Source organism: Alcaligenes sp. 13f (assembly GCF_020496585.1).
Taxonomy (GTDB): Bacteria; Pseudomonadota; Gammaproteobacteria; order Burkholderiales; family Burkholderiaceae_B; genus Alcaligenes; species Alcaligenes phenolicus.
Genome location: NZ_JAHKKC010000032.1, coordinates 20,296 through 35,532, shown reverse-complemented (window position 1 = coordinate 35,532; position 15,237 = coordinate 20,296). Strand labels below are relative to the sequence as shown.

Genomic DNA, 15,237 nt, shown 5'->3' with positions numbered 1-15,237 from the left:
GGGACGGGCTTGGAAACAAGGCAGACCGACAAACCGGACAAGCGGTGTCTGGAGCCCAGCCTTGCACTAGGCCCATAAAAATCGGGGTGAATCTGTGTCTGTCAGGAATGGTTGGTTCCAGACAGGGTCAGGTGGATCAAATTGAAAACACGCCCGCCGTTCATAGGGGGATCCAGCCGGGGCAGACAAGGTCTGCCTACCTGAAAAACGGGCAAAAACACGAATACTTGCCAGGAACAGAGACCTGCATAACGACGCGCGGGACAGGCCCTTGCGGTTAAAGGTGCTGGTTGTGGTGCCAAGTAATGCACTTGGGGCGCTTGATCGGGTCAAGCTTTATTCCCAAAAGTGGGGGTGTTTCAAGGTCGATTTACCCTGGGTAGCTGCATCTGATGTTGCTAAAGTCAGACGAGCGTGGATGGGATGGGCCAATAAAATTCAATCAGCGCCATGACGTGACAATTGTATGATTATAAATAATATTTATGGATTGGTCAAAGATTGACCAGTTCTCATCGTCACAAGCAGGCAGGTAAAGGCGTAGAGGGCAGGGCATGCTTGCCTATATACTAGGCCAATCGTAACGGCGCAGAGTTGACCTGAGGAGGGATCACATGCGCCGTTGCCGTTTTTTAGGACATGCTTGTGAGCACTCAGAAACTGACCCCTGGCACGACGGCTTTACTGGTTTTACCCACGATCTTGTGGGCAAGTAATGCCATTGTGGGGCGCCTGATTCATGATCAGGTTCCGCCCATTACCCTGAATTTCTTCCGTTGGCTGGTAGCTTTCACCATTCTGCTTTTTGTAGGACGGCAAGTGCTGCGACGCGGCAGTAATTTGTGGACCAACTGGAAACGCTACTCGATTCTGGGTTTGCTGGGCATAGGGATCTATAACGCTTTGCAATACCTGGCACTACAAAGCTCGTCCCCCATTAACGTGACTTTGGTCAACGCCAGCTTGCCGTTCTGGATGCTGGTCATTGGACGCCTGTTCTTCAAATCTACCGTCAATGGGCGTCAGTTGGTGGGGGGCTTGATGTCCTTGCTGGGTGTGGTGCTGGTGCTGACGCGTGCGGACTGGCAGGAGTTGATGGCCTTCCGTTTTGTGCCGGGTGATGTGTACATGGTGATTGCCACTATCGCCTGGGCGATCTATAGCTGGATGCTCAGTACGCGCCGCCATGAGGGGGCTATCGCAGAAACCTGGGCCACGGTAGTGATGGCACAAGTGTTTTTCGGTTTGATCTGGTCGGGTGCTTTTGCCGCCATGGAGTGGAAGTTCACCGATTGGCATATCGACTGGTCCTGGGGCTTGTTGCTGGCCATTCTGTATGTGGGGACTGGTCCGGCTCTGATCGCCTTGCGATGCTGGGGCGTGGCTGTCCAGCGAGTGGGCGCTGCCACGGCCGGTTTCTTCGTCAATCTGATGCCCGTATTTGCCGCCTTGATGTCGGTTTTTATTCTGGGCGATACCCCCAAGCTTTACCACGGAGCGGCTTTCTTGCTGATCGTAGGCGGGATTTATGTGTCTTCGCGTAAAAGCTGAGGCTTGAGCGGATGTGGGTGTCTTGCGACACGCTGGATGCAAAAAAAGGGACGCCCGGTAGAGCGTCCCTTTTTACTTTGTGGACTTGGGTTCAAGCCCTTGCACCTGGCTGCAGGTGTTTACTTGCCATCGCCCATGCGACGGAAAATTGTCGCGACCAAGGGACCGGAAATATTGTGCCAGACGCTGAAGATTGCGCTGGGCACGGCGGCCAATGGCGAAAAGTGGGCGCTGGCCAGGGCCACACCCAGCCCGGAGTTTTGCATACCCACTTCAATAGCCAGCGTCTTGCGCTGTGCTAAAGGCATGCCGCTCAAGCGTGCCAGTACATAGCCCAGGATGTAGCCCAGGGTGTTATGTACAACGACAACCGAGAACACCAACAAGCCACTGGTCGCAATTTTGGGCTGGTTACCCGCAACAACAGCGGCCACGATAGCCACAATGGCCACCACAGATACCAGGGGCAGGGCCGCCACACCGGCTTTGATCTTTTCACCCATCAGGGATTGCACAATAATGCCCAGGGCAATGGGCAGAATCACTACCTGAACAATGGACCAGAACATGGCCGAGGCGCTGACTTCCAGCCATTGGCTGGCCAGGAAGTAAATCAGGGCAGGGGTGACGATGGGAGCCAGCAAGGTGGTGACCGACGTAATGGCAACCGACAGGGCCAGGTCGCCACGGGCCAGAAAAGTCATCACATTGGACGAGGTGCCACCGGGGCAGCAGCCCACCAGAATCACGCCAATGGCCAATTCGGGTGGCAGGGAAAAGGCGTAGGTCAGAAACCAGGCCAGACCGGGCATGATGATGAATTGTCCCAATACACCAATAGCCACACGGCCAGGGCGTACAAACACCTCTGCGAAGTCCTGGCGCGACAAGGTCAGTCCCATACCGAACATGATGATGCCCAGAAGTGGAACAATATAAGCGCCTAACCAGCGGTAGTGGTCGGGAAAGTAATAGGCCAGTACGGCAAACAGTAGAACCCAGATGGCAAAGGTATTGCCAACAAAACGGCTCAGGCGGGCGATAGCCTGCATGATGAAATATCCTTCAAGGAGCACGGCTGGCCGGTGGGCCGGCGCGATGCGGATTAGTCTGTTACGGGGAGCAGCATGGGTCGGGCCGGGTATAGGGCCGTCCATCGCAGACCTGCTTAAGGGCTGGCGATACGACTTTCCGATGGGGTGGGATAAAGCGCTGGCAACACGGGGCCGTACGGGCAGATCTGGGTAAGGTCAGGAGTACAGGCAGTGGTGAGCGAAACGGACAACATGGCAGGCCATGTTTTTATCCTGGAAGGCCGAGCTCGGGCGTATTGTAGACCCTGGCCGCCATGGTATTTTGATTAGCTGCCTTGCAAATGTGTGTATTAGGAGAGGGTGGGTGAATAGAGCGGGATCACGTCTGGCGGCATATGCCTGTTTGGCCTTGTCCATGTCTTTGGTGGGCAGTTATATCGCCTTGACACGGCCTTTGGTGGCGGCGCTGCCGGTGTTTCTGTTGGCCTGGCTGCGCTTTGGTATTGGCGGGATAGCCATGCTGCGCTGGCTACGTAAACCAGCGACTGAACCCGTGCTGGACCTGCGTACCCGTGGCCTGATTTTTCTGGAATCCTTTCTGGGTAATTTCCTGTTCACGCTGTGCATGGTGACGGGCATCAGCATGACCAGTGCGGTATCTGCAGGCGTCATTTTGTCTGCCATTCCCGGCATGGTGGCTTTGTTCAGTTGGTACTTCCTGAAAGAAAGCATAGGGCCGCGCACCTGGGTGTCACTGGCCCTGGGGATGGGCGGGATTGCCTTATTGGCCTTGGTACAGGCGGATGATCACGGTGTGGGTCAACTGGACCCAGGAAAAATGTGGCTGGGCAATGCGCTGATCTTTTGTGCCGTCCTGTGCGAGTCGGCTTATGCGGTCATAGGCAAGCGCCTGACCGCCGTGCTTAGCCCCAAGCGCATCAGTGCAATCATCAATCTGTGTAGCCTGGCGCTGATTACGCCCCTAGGTTTATACGCCGCCTGGGATTTCGATTTCACGGCACCGGCAGGCTGGATCTGGCCTTTGCTGGTGTTTTATTCCTTGGCTGCAAGTGTCTGGACGGTCTGGCTGTGGATGACGGGAGTGCGTTCCGTACCTGCTTCGCAAGCCGCGGTGTTTATGGTCTTGATGCCCCTGGGCACCGCAGCAGTAGGTGTGCTGGTGCTGGGTGAGAGCTTTACGACCGTGCATATTTACGCCTTCATCCTGGCCTTGGCGGGTTTGCTGTTGGCGACGTTGCCGCAGCGTTCAGGAGCCAAATCGCCCTGACTTATACCCACACAACTTGTCCGCATCCGTAAATGGTTCTACAAAGTATTACTGCTGTGCTCACCCTTTGTTTACTTGGGTATCATTAGTCCCGCCAGTTTATAGGTATTAGAAAAAACTATTGATGCTTACGCAAAAGGATATAGGTGATGAGGGGCACGGTTTGGCCCAAGAGGTGGCCTTTGTTGGTTTTGTTTGCACCGTTTATTCCTGCATTGGCGCAGACACAAAATGGTATGGCGCAGGAATTGCTGCGGCAGCAGGAACGGGAACGTATCCTGCGTGAACAGCAAGAAACCTTGCCCGATGTGCGTTTGCCGCCTGTGCAGACCCCTGCTCCTGAGCAATTGCCTGATAAGGAAAGTCCTTGCTTTCCTATTTCACAAATACGGTTGGAGGGGGACCAGTCCCCGCGTTTTACCTGGGCCTTGAGGGCAGCCGACCCGGCCCATGATCCCGCTACGGGGCGTTGCCTGGGTACGGACGGGATCAACGTGGTGATGGCCCGTATTCAGAATGCGATTATCGCGCGTGGTTATGTCACAACGCGTGTGTTGGCGCCTGCACAAGATTTGCGTGCGGGCCAACTGACCTTAACGCTGGTTCCAGGTCGTGTGCGTGACGTACGTTTTACCGAAGAAACATCCTTGAAGGCGACAGCCTGGAACGCGGTTCCTATCCGACGGGGCGATTTACTGAATTTGCGCGATATTGAACAGGCTTTGGAGAATTTCAAGCGTGTTCCCACCGTAGAGGCAGATATTCAGATTGTTCCCGCTGAAGGCGACGATGCCCGGCCTGGCGACAGTGATCTATTAATCGCATGGCAGCAACGCTCGCCGCCGATCCGTTTATCGGCCCATTTAGATGACTCTGGCAGTAAGTCAACAGGCAAGCTGCAAGGGGGCGTGACCGTCTCGCTGGATGACCTGTTGATGCTGAACGACTTGTTTTACGTCAACCTTAACTACGACCTGTTCAGCAGCCGTGGCAAAGGTAACCGGGCACAGACCTTTCATTACAGTGTGCCCTATGGTTACTGGACGCTGGGCGCGACCATCAGTAGCTATAAATATCATCAAACGATTGCGGGCTACAACCAAGGCTATGTGTACAGCGGCACCAGTGACAATGCAGAGTTACGCTTGTCACGTTTGGTTTACCGTGACGCAACACGAAAAACAGCCTTGTTTGGCCGAGCCTGGACACGTCGCTCGAGTAACTTTATTGACGATGTGGAAATCGAGGTCCAGAACCGTCGCACGGGTGGCTGGGAGCTGGGGGTGACCCATCGTGAGTATTTGGGTAACAGTACCTTGGATGCGAGTGTGGCTTATCGTCGTGGCACGGGAGCCTTTAAAGCGAAAAGTGCGCCTGAGGAGCCCTTCGGAGAAGGCACCTCACGGATGAAGTTGATTACTGCCGATGTGCAGTTGATGGCGCCGTTCTCGCTGGGAACTCAGCGCGCCCGCTACATCAGTAGTTGGCGAGCGCAATGGAATCGTACGCCTCTGGTCCCGCAGGATCGCTTCTCTATTGGCGGCCGTTACTCGGTGCGTGGCTTTGATGGTGAGCTGATGCTCATGGGTGAGCGCGGTTGGGTCTGGCGCAATGAAATCGGTGTAGCGGTTGGTGCCGGCCAGGAACTGTACTTGGGTGCCGACTATGGTCATGTAGGTGGGCCATCCACACGCTGGCTTCAGGGACGCAACTTAGCGGGTTCCGTGATTGGGCTGCGAGGAGGGGCCAAGGGGTTTTACTGGGATCTGTACGCCGGTGTGCCTCTTCATAAGCCTGAAGGATTCAAGACCGATTCGGTCACGACGGGCTTTACCCTGAGCTGGTCCTACTGAACTGAACTTTTCTTTCTTATTTCGCGCCAGATCCAGAGTGTGATGATATGAACAAGAATTTATATCGTATTGTTTTTAACCGTACGTTGGGCTTATTCCAGGTTGTAGCGGAAATTGTGCGCCGCAATGGACCCGGTGGGCGTGCTGGTACGAGCACCACCGCGCATAGTCGCTTCCTGGCCGTTGTCAATCCTGTCTACTTTGCCTTGGCGATGGCACTTGGTCAGGTTTTTATGGTGCCGGTAGCCCATGCTCAGCTTGTAGCCGATCCGAATGCTCCGGGCAATCAGCAGCCAACGGTGCTGGAAGCAGCCAATGGGGTGCCGTTGGTTAACATCCAAACGCCTAGCGCTGCGGGTGTCTCGCGCAATACTTATCAGCAGTTTGATGTCGATACGCAAGGTGCGATTCTTAACAATTCCCGTACAAGTGTGCAGTCCCAATTGGGAGGCTGGGTGCAAGGCAACCCCTGGCTGGCGCAAGGGACGGCGCGCGTTATCTTAAATGAGGTCAACTCCAACGATCCCAGCCTGTTGCGGGGCTATGTGGAAGTGGCGGGTGATCGTGCGCAACTGATCATTGCCAACCCTGCGGGTATCTCGTGTGATGGTTGTGGTTTTATCAATGCTGACCGTAGCACGCTGACCACCGGCAAACCGATTATCAATGGTGGGGCGCTGGAGGGCTACCGTGTGCAAGGCGGCAGCATTTCGGTTTTGGGTCAAGGTTTGGATGCCAGTGCCGCTGACTATACGGATTTAATCGCCCGCTCGGTGCAAGTCAATGCAGGCATCTGGGCACAGCAATTACAGGTCACTACGGGTGCCAATGAAGTCAGTGCCGACCACAGCAAGGTGCAAGCCGTCGATACCGATAGCGGGGCGCCTGCATTTGCCTTGGATGTCGGCGCCTTGGGGGGCATGTACAGCCAGAAAATTGTTCTCGTGGGGACCGAGCGTGGGGTCGGGGTGCGTAACGCTGGTGCGATTGGTGCTCATGTGGGGCAGGTGGTGGTGACTGCCGATGGTCGTTTGGAAAATAGTGGCACGATACAGGCCAAGGCAGATACGCAGATACAGGCAAATGATGGCCTGGCAAACACCGGCGTCATTAGTGCGGGCCGTGAGCTGTCCATAGACAGTGTCAAGGATATTGATAACCGCCAGGGGACGCTGAACGCGCGGCGGGTGGCGATTAAAGCCCAGTCTTTGGATAATCAGGCAGGCACCATTGAGCAGGCTGGAACCCAGAGTTTGTCATTGTCAGCCGCTCAAATCAGCAACCGGGAGGGCGGTCGTATTGGTTTGATTGCTCAGGACTCATCGTCAGGAGAGCCCCCTCCTTCGGGGACCGGTGTGGATGGGGAAACGGGCGGTACGGGCGCTAATCCGGCGCCGGGCACTGGCCAGGAAGGCACGGGCGTTGGTAGCGTTGCGCCGCTGGAGCCGGGACAGCTTGATATTGCGACTAGCTTGGACAATACGGGTGGCCGTATTGTGGCTGGTGGCAATATCAATATGCTTGCCAAAGCGGGGCTGAATAATGATGGGGGACACCTGGGCCTAGGGCGGCTTGAGGTTAGCGGCGGCGACTTGAGTAACCGTCAGGGGGAAATCAAGCTTGCCGATCAGGCCCAAATTGCCGTCGGGCAGTTCCGTAATGACAAGGGCCTGTTGCAATCGGCCGGTTCGCTTGATCTGAGCGCACAGGAACTGTCCAATCGTGGCGGCCAGCTTGTCGCTACAGGCGATCAATCGACTCGTGTGCAGGTGGTGGGCACACTTGATAACCGTGACGGGGGAAAACTGGCCAGTAATGCTGATCTGAACATTCGAGCCGGTGTCTTGGAAAACAAGGAAGGTGAGGTTTTGCACGCAGGCAGTGGGCACCTTGACCTGTATGCCGCCAACTTGCAGGGGCAGCAAGGCCATATTGCCAGTAATGGCACCTTGAATCTTCGCGGTACAACGACAGACTTGCAACAGGCCACGACGCAGGCACAGACAATCAGCGTTGAGACTGGCACGCTCAATACCGCCAGAGGCACTTTGCTGGCCACGGGCGGGGATGCCCTGGTACTGAAGGCGCAGGACTCAATCGATAACCGTGACGGAATGATCATCGGCAATGGTCACGTGCAAGTGCAAGCGGGCGCGCTTCACAACCAGGGCGGTACGGTATCGTCCGCACAGACATTGAGCATGGATGTTCAAGAGTCGCTCAATAATCAAGGTGGCAAGGTATTGGGTGTGGCCGATGTGTTTATTGACGCCGGAACCGTCGATAACCGTGAAGGCGGTCTGCTTGTGTCCACGGACGGTGGCATGGAGGTACGGACACAGGGCCGTACCGAGAACGCCAACGGCATAGTACAAGGTGCTGCGGCTACCCGCCTGATGAATGCTGGGTTGGGCAATGCGGGGGGCATCGTGCTGGGCTCTCGTGTTGATGTTCATACCCAAGGGGCCTCGCTGGACAATGCCGGCGGCACCATTGCTAGCACGGATGGCACGTTGAATCTGGACAGTGGAGCATTGAATAATGCCGGCGGCTTGCTGCAATCGAACAAAGCGTTGCGTCTGGATACCCATGGGCAGGAACTGATCAACACAGGCTCGGGCAGTGCGGGCGGGATCGTGAGCGGCCAGGCCCTGACGCTGACCAGTGCGAATGTGGATAACCGTGAAGGGGTGATCTACAGCCAAGGTGATGCCAATCTGGAGCTGTCGGGCGTGGCGAACAATAGGGCTGGGCTGATAGCGGCAGGTAAGGCGCTACACCTTCAAGCGGAGCAGATTCTTAATCAGCATACTCAAGGCACAGATGCCAGCCCCTCTCGGGGCATACAAGGCAAACAGGTCACGTTGACGGCGGGTCATGTTGATAACACCAAGGGTGCGTTGGCTGCGGATGACTCCCTGGTGATTCGTGGAAGCGGTACGGCCAGTGTGGTGGATAACACGGCAGGCCAGTTGTATTCGGATGGCCGTATTGAACTGGCTGCCCATCGGGTGCTTAACCAGTCAGGTACGATGCTTGCCGGCCAATCCTTAGCGCTTGCCGCAGACACGGTAGGAGGTGATGGCAGCCTGCATTCAAAAGGCGATCTGAGCCTGTCTGTTCAGCAGAATTTCACTAACCTGAATGATATTCGGGCTAACGGCCAAGCAGTGATTCACTCGGCTGCACAGTTGAACAATCAGGGCGTGATTCAGGCGGGTACGCTTGAACTGCGTGGCGAACACGTCAATAACACGGTTACGGGGGAGATCAGCGGGGGGCGCACCACCGTTGTTGCCAAGGGAACGTTAAGTAATCGTGGCCTTATCGATGGCGCTCGAACTCATATTGATGTGGGCACGCTGGATAATGCGGGTACGGGTCGCCTATATGGGGATCATCTAAGCATTCAGGCCGATACTGTTAATAACCGGGAAGAGGGTGATCGTGCTGCTGTCATCGCCGCACGAGAGCGCTTGGACATCGGTGCCAAGCTTATTAATAATCGGGAGCAAGCGCTGATATTCAGTGCTGGCCCAGGTGCTGATGCTCTTAATGTCGGTGGTGCACTGGATGGGCAGGGGCAGGCGACCGGTCGCGCGGTCCTGGTTCTGAATGACAGCGCCGTCATTGAATCTTTGGGTGGCATAAGCATCGATGCCAACCGTTTGCTCAATCGCAATCTGCATTTCAATACCGAATTGGTCCGGGTAGGCGAACCGACACAGCATACTTATATTCAGCCCTCGGGGGATCCGAACAAGCATGATATCAGTGAGTATCGGTGGGAAGGCTGGAGCCGCGCTGGACGCTATCGTCACCGGGAAACGGGTGCCGAGGTGCGCAACTGGACTCAGTATGAGATTACCCGCAGCGAATATGAAACCCAGGTGACCGAAAGTGCTCCATCCCTGATTCGCGCCGGTGGTAATCTCACTTTACATGGCAATGAGCTGCTGAACGACAAGAGTCAGATCATTGCTGGTGGCGTTCTTCAGGGTGATTTGGATAAGCTAAAGAATGAAGCGGTCTTTGGGCAGCATGTCATTCGCCAGGCTGGAACCAGCCAATACACCTACAGCCGGTGGCGGGGTGGTTTCAAGCGTTATCACCAGCGCAAATGGCATTCGAAAATTGCCTATAACCCGGCTGATAGCGTCACTACATTCAGCCTGGATGTATCTAAGCTTATCGAGAATGCGGCGGGACAAGGCAGTGGCTTTGCCATTGATGATCGACAGACGGCTCAGGTGGGGGGGCAACTGGAGCGCAATGGCGCCGTGGAGCGCAAGCCAATAAGTGAAGTTCAGGCTCAGGCCCCTGGCTTCAATGGTGATACGCTCGAGCACATCCGGATGGTTCAGGTCGATACCGAGATCCCCACTAACAGTTTGTTCCGCACCAGCCCCGATGCTGGTACTTATCTGGTTGAGGCCGACCCGCGATTTACCGACTATCGCCAATGGCTCAGCTCGGATTATATGTTGACCCGGCTTGGCTATGATCCTGTCACGATGCTCAAGCGTCTGGGCGATGGGTTTTATGAGCAAAAGCTGGTTCGTGACCAGATCAATCAATTAACGGGACGCCGTTTTTTGGAAGGCTACGTCAATGATGAGGAGCAGTATCGTGCTTTGCTGGAGGCGGGCAGCTCCTATGCCAAGAAATGGAATTTGCGCCCTGGAGTCGCGCTCAGTACAGAGCAAATGGCTCAACTGACCAGCGATATGGTTTGGCTGGTCGAGCGTGATGTCACCTTACCGGATGGCAGCAAGGCCCGTGCTTTAGTGCCGCAAGTCTATGTTCGCGTCAGACCGGATGATCTTGATGGGAGCGGCACCTTAGTGGCGGCCAACGCGATCGATCTTGCTATCAAGGATGATGTGCTTAATTCCGGAATGATTGCCGGGCGTACAGCCGTCCGGATCACGGGACAGAACCTGCGTAATCTGGGAGGGCGTATTGCCAGTGACGCAGTGGTCCTTAGTGCCCGTGAGGATATTGACAATGTGGGTGGCACGATCCAGGCCAAGAGCGCCTTGCTGCTTGATGCCGGACGCGACCTTAACGTGGTCAGCACGACCCACAGTGATGTCAAGCAGGCAGGGAAAAGTGACTTTAGCCGGACCAACCTAGACCGGGTGGCGAGCCTTTACGTGACCAATTCTGATGGCATTCTGTTGGCGGCAGCCGGTCGTGACCTCACACTGAATGCAGCACAAGTGATCAATAGCGGCAAGGACGGCCAGACTGCGCTGGTGGCCGGTCGTGATGTCAGTCTGGGGACCGTCGCCATTGCAGAACAAGAGAATAATGTTCTTGATGCCAACAACTACCTGAAGCAAGGTTATGAGCGGGAGGTAGGCACCAGTATCACGACCGCGGGGGACGTACGGGTACAAGCAGGTCGAGACTTGACAGCGCTTGCCGCGACCGTGACCAGTGAGCAAGGCGCTGTGGTCGCTGTTGCGCAAGGCGAGGCCCAGATTTTGGCCGGACAAGATAGTCGTAACTGGAGTGAAGGCCGGCAAATCAAAAGTCGTGGTCTGCTCAGTTCCAAGAAAATGACCACCCGCGACAGTCTGGAGGAAACAACGGCCGTATCCAGTACCTTCAGTGGTAAGACCGTGGCTGTGCAAGGGGAAAATGTCACGGTCACTGGCAGCAATCTGGTGTCTGATGCGGGTACCGTTATTGCGGCCCGCAATGATCTGACCATTCAGGCCGCAACAGATACCAAGCAGGAAAGCCATTTCAAGCGGGTCGACAAATCCGGTTTCATGACTGGCGGCGGTTTGAGTTTCACGATTGGCAAGCAGATGCAAAGTGCTGACCAACAGGATGCCAGCACACGGGCAGCGGCCTCGACAATCGGCTCGACGGATGGGGATGTCATGTTGGCAGCGGGTAATCGCTATCAGCAGACAGGTAGCCATGTTCTGGCACCCAAAGGCGATATCGACATTCATGCTAAGCGGGTGGATATTCTTGAGGCTCGTGAAACCGGCATAAACATTCAGGAAAGTAAGTTTCGCCAGTCGGGCCTGACAGTGGCTTTGACCTCGCCGGTCATTTCCGCTATTCAGACAGGTCAGCAGATGAAGCGGGCCTCCAGCGATACCTCTGATACCCGAATGAAAGCCTTAGCGGCCGCCACGACGGGGCTGGCGGCCGTCAATGCCTACGATGCGGTCAGCGCTGACCCTACAACGGCCGGGGGGATCAACCTCTCGATTACGGTCGGTTCCAGTAAAAGCGACAGTAAGTCCAAGACCTCCTACGACACAGCCGCCGACTCTACGGTGGCAGCAGGTGGAAATGTCCGTATTAGTGCGACGGGTGCGGGCCAGGATTCCGACCTGACGGCGCGTGGCAGTACGGTCAGCGCAGGGGGCGATGTTCATCTGAAGGCTGATGGCGACATCAACTTGCTGGCGGCAGAAAACACGGTCCAGACTGACCGCAGCAGCAGTAGTTCCAGTGCTGGCGTGGGGGTGGCCGTTTCCTTGGGGTCCAATGGGATTGGCTTTGGTGTGACGGCTAACGCCAGTCGTGGCAAGGGCAAAGGCGAGGGTAAAGACCTGACCTGGAGTCATAGCTATGTCACCGCGGGAGACCGTCTGGTGCTGGAGTCCGGCGGTGATACGAATCTGCGCGGCGCGGTAGCCCGTGGTCAGCAAGTGGTGGCGGATGTGGGGGGCGATCTCAATATAGAGAGCCTGCAAGATACGAGCCGCTTTACCAGCAAGGACAGTAATGTTGGTGGCAGCGTGATGGTAGGAGTCGGTTTTTCGGCCAGTGCCAACGTTGGCAAGCAGAAGATCAATAGTGATTACGCCAGCGTTCACGAGCAGTCTCGTATTGAGGCTGGGGATGCGGGCTTCCAAATCACGGTCAAAGGGAATACGGACCTGAAAGGGGCCGTCATCACCGCTTCAGAGCAAGCCGTCAAGGACGGGCTTAACACCTTGACGACGGGTACGCTGACCGCAAGCGATATAGACAATTACGCCCATTACAAAGCCAGCAGTATGAGTCTGGGGGTTGGGTATAGTTCAGGCGGCAGTGATACCTCATCGGGTGTAGGTACGGACCAGCAAGGCCAAGCTGCCACGGGCGAGCAGGTGCCTGGCACCACCTTGCCCAACACGGGCGGCTTTAGCGCCAGCCCGCCAATGGTCATGGCGGCCAGCGGCAAGAGCAGCAGCACCACGTATAGCGGCATTAGTGGCGCCCAAATCACGATTACGGATCAAGCTAAACAACAGCTTCTCACCGGGGAAACACTGGATGAGCGTCTGGCCAGTTTGAACCGTGACGTATTGACGGGCCAGGACGGCAGCAATGCCCTCAAGCCGATTTTCAACGAGCGAGAAATCCAGGCGGGCTTTGAGATTGTCGGAGCGTTGCAACGCGAGACCGGCGTATTCCTGAATAATCGGGCCAACGAAGCCACTGCCGCTAAGAAGGCATTGGATCGTGAACGAAGCAAACCGGAAGGTGAGCGTGATCCTGCACGTTTGGCAGCGCTTGAGCAACAGCTAAAAGCCACGGCAATCTGGGCCCCGGGTGGTACGGGTCGTCAGGTGTTAACGGCCTTGGCGGCAGCTGCGGGCGGCAACGTGACTGGTGCTTCATCCCAGTTTGCCCAGAATCTGGTGGTCAATTACCTGCAACAGCAAGGGGCAGGGTATATCGGCGGCTTAGTTAAAGACGGCACACTGACCGAAGGCAGTGCCTTGCATGCCGCCTTGCACGGTGTGCTGGCGTGTGCGGGAGCGGCGGCCAGTAATCAAGGTTGTGCCGACGGTGCGTTAGGCGCTGCAAGCAGTAGCTTGTTGACCAATTTGTTTTTGGATCAACCGGGAGAGACGGCGCAGGCAAAAGAAGCGAAGCGCAATCTGATTGCAACGCTGGTGGCCGGCATCAGTGCGACCGGTGGCCTGGAGGCGGCTACCGCCACCAACAGCGCTATTGCTGCCCTTGATAACAACTATCTGACGCAATCGGCTGTCGATAAAGTGAAAGCCTGCCTGAGCGGCAAGACCTGCTCGTCCGAGGAGCAAAAGAGGGTCAGTAAGGAAGAGGCTGAACGTCTCAGTCAGTTGCTTGATCGAGAAATGAATGCGCTGTGCGCGGCCAATCCGGTGGGGGATGCATGTCGTACTGCGGTCAATACGGCTACGCAGTACATAGCCATGCAAGATGCCTGGGCCTTATTGAATGGAGACGTGACCCGTTCGTCCAAAAACACCTTTGATTATGTCTACAACAGCCTCGGGGCCGAATCACGCTTTGCGCTGTACTACAACACCATTGATAACCGGGCGGACTTCTTTGGTGCATCGGACCGCTATGAGCAACATGTCGGTTCGGGGGCGAAGTGGTATGGGGGTGCGGAAGATGTATCGCGTGCAGCCTTAACAGGCCTGGGTGCGGACGGAAAGGGTTCAGGATATTCATTCCTGTTCGGTTCGCTTCTCGCGGGGGTAAATGCAGACACAATTTATGATTGGAGGCAAGAAGCTGGTAATTCGCTAATGAGCGCCGGGTTCTCAAATTTCAAGGACTTGTATAACCAAGATCTTGACCCAGTGCAGTGGGATATCAATCAACTACGAAGTGAACAACAAACCTTGCAGCCTATCCATCAAAAATACTTGAAGGACCGCGTAGTGTTTACATGGGTATCTAAAACGATGACCAATAGTGATGGTCTGGGCGCAATACTGCCAGATAGACAAACCGCACCCGGCGGGATCGATATTCTGGACTATAACTCGCGGATAAATTACGGATGTAAGCTGCTAGGTTATAGCCAGGAACAGGGGTGCAAACCATGAGTCCATACCCACGCTGGCGTGTATTTTTGAGTTTCTTGCTTTGTCCCGTGCTGGCCGGCCCATTTATTGGGGTGTGGCTGGCCTTGTCGGGGTCACAGCCCGGGGATGAGGCATGGGTGGTACTGGTAGGCAGTATGGCAGGTGCTTTGCTGGCCGCACTCAATGCGCTTGTTTTCTATGGTGTTCCAGCGCTGCTATTAGCCTTGCTCTATAGCGTAGTGAAACCTACAAAAACAGGGCTTAGTGTCTTATTGATTACCATTCTGGGGGCGCTGACTGCGTTGTTTTGGAATATGTTTGTGTTTCCCGGTCTTAAGGATTGGGCGAGCGCGTTGTTGGGGGGGGGCACGTCACTATTCATGGCCCTATGGGCCTTACCTAAGCAGTCCCCAAATTCGCACCTGAAAGGCACGATGTCGGACACGTAGCACAGCCTGGGGACGTAAGTGACATAACCTAGGCATGCTGAGCTTGTGTTATGAACTCTTCAACTAAGGTGGAGGCTAGTACATATAGCCTCCACCTACGCGTTTCTACTCAGAGGATTTTTCTTTGCAAGTTTCACGGCAAGGAAAAGGGCTTGAGCATCAGTGGCAATTTGCAATAGGTGATAAGCACTGAGTTTTTGTGTTCATGCTTGATTAACGTGCTGAGATGATTATGTGGTC

General features: G+C 55.5%; 6 protein-coding genes. 5 read left to right on the top strand and 1 reads right to left on the bottom strand.

The genetic code is table 11. The features are described from left to right. Positions 1 to 639: 639 nt before the first annotated feature. Positions 640 to 1,551, top strand: a complete 912-nt coding sequence (locus KOE80_RS18545; RefSeq protein ID WP_035268110.1) for a DMT family transporter — start codon at positions 640 to 642, stop codon at positions 1,549 to 1,551. 119 nt (positions 1,552 to 1,670) lie between these two features. Here the strand turns inward: KOE80_RS18545 and KOE80_RS18540 are convergent, their stop codons facing one another. Beyond that, positions 1,671 to 2,603, bottom strand: a complete 933-nt coding sequence (locus KOE80_RS18540) for a bile acid:sodium symporter family protein (protein WP_035268109.1) — start codon at positions 2,601 to 2,603, stop codon at positions 1,671 to 1,673. 346 nt (positions 2,604 to 2,949) lie between these two features. Between KOE80_RS18540 and KOE80_RS18535 the strand changes: the two genes are divergently transcribed. From KOE80_RS18535 to KOE80_RS18520, 4 genes are all read left to right on the top strand, one after another. Continuing rightward, complete coding sequence (locus KOE80_RS18535; RefSeq protein ID WP_226349699.1) at positions 2,950 to 3,873, top strand: DMT family transporter; 924 nt, start codon at positions 2,950 to 2,952, stop codon at positions 3,871 to 3,873. A 149-nt stretch (positions 3,874 to 4,022) separates the two neighbouring features. Next, entirely contained in the window at positions 4,023 to 5,726 is a 1,704-nt protein-coding gene (locus KOE80_RS18530; RefSeq protein ID WP_060185971.1) for a ShlB/FhaC/HecB family hemolysin secretion/activation protein, read from the top strand. A gap of 47 nt (positions 5,727 to 5,773) precedes the next feature. Continuing rightward, positions 5,774 to 14,569, top strand: a complete 8,796-nt coding sequence (locus KOE80_RS18525; RefSeq protein ID WP_226349698.1) for a hemagglutinin repeat-containing protein — start codon at positions 5,774 to 5,776, stop codon at positions 14,567 to 14,569. After that, positions 14,566 to 14,997 (top strand): hypothetical protein, encoded by a 432-nt coding sequence (locus KOE80_RS18520; RefSeq protein WP_060185969.1) that lies wholly within the window; start codon positions 14,566 to 14,568, stop codon positions 14,995 to 14,997. Before KOE80_RS18525 ends, KOE80_RS18520 begins: the two co-directional genes overlap by 4 nt. Positions 14,998 to 15,237: the final 240 nt, after the last annotated feature.

Bases quoted from the DNA above. Each gene is read 5' to 3' on its own strand.
- KOE80_RS18540 (WP_035268109.1), bottom strand. From the start codon at position 2,603: ATGCAGGCTATCGCCCGCCTGAGCCGTTTTGTTGGCAATACCTTTGCC.
- KOE80_RS18545 (WP_035268110.1), top strand. From the start codon at position 640: ATGCTTGTGAGCACTCAGAAACTGACCCCTGGCACGACGGCTTTACTG.
- KOE80_RS18525 (WP_226349698.1), top strand. From the start codon at position 5,774: ATGAACAAGAATTTATATCGTATTGTTTTTAACCGTACGTTGGGCTTA.
- KOE80_RS18530 (WP_060185971.1), top strand. From the start codon at position 4,023: ATGAGGGGCACGGTTTGGCCCAAGAGGTGGCCTTTGTTGGTTTTGTTT.
- KOE80_RS18520 (WP_060185969.1), top strand. From the start codon at position 14,566: ATGAGTCCATACCCACGCTGGCGTGTATTTTTGAGTTTCTTGCTTTGT.